1 protein-coding gene is annotated in these 664 nt (G+C 61.7%); it reads right to left on the bottom strand.

What is annotated here, in order from left to right; all coding sequences use genetic code 11:
• Window positions 1-664, bottom strand: a 664-nt coding sequence (gene tnpC, locus A3722_RS18615) for an IS66 family transposase (RefSeq protein ID WP_150120557.1), incomplete at both ends; no start/stop codon positions are given.

The raw sequence follows: 664 nt of genomic DNA, 5'->3' as shown, positions 1-664 counted from the left end.
GAAGAACTTCCGGCGGGCATGTGACCAACACAACGCACTGGTCACGGGCCCCTCGTCGCGGTCTTCGCGATAGAGATCGTTGTATCCACCATAGGCGTCCATTGCCCGGCAGTGGTTTGCTTGCAAACCATGAGAGGGGGCTTGCAGCACACCTTGCCATCCGGCCAGATGCTGATTGGGATTGGTTGCGCCGCGATCTCGAGAGAAGCGGAAGAACGCCGCTGGTGGGGCGCCACCATTCCATGGCCGATCATCACGCACGTAGGTCCAGAGCCGGGCCTTTTTTGCACCGCCCCGCGCCAGAAGCGGCACGGTGGTATCATCGCCATGTAGGCGGTGAGCGGCACGCACATGGCTTTCGATCAGGGCATGGATCGGCTGCAAGGCGACAGTCGCGTGCCCGACCAAGTCGGCCAGCGTGGAGAGGCTCAGATCAACGCCTTCACGCGCAAAGCGCTCTGCCTGCCGGTTCAACGGCTGGTGCTGTCCGTATTTTTCGAAGATCAGCATTGCGATCAAGCTGGGTCCGGCCCATCCGCGCGGAATCGCATGGAACGGCGCCGGCGGCTGGCTAATCTTCTCGCAGGCCCGGCAAGTGAACTTCTCGCGCACAGTCTGGATCACCTTCCACTGACGTGGGATTACCTCCAGCGTCTCGGTGATG

Origin of the sequence: Sulfitobacter sp. HI0027 (assembly GCF_001634775.1) — a bacterium.
Lineage (GTDB): Bacteria > Pseudomonadota > Alphaproteobacteria > Rhodobacterales > Rhodobacteraceae > Sulfitobacter.
Note: the sequence above shows the minus strand (reverse complement) of the source record. Positions and strands in the feature narration are given on the sequence as shown.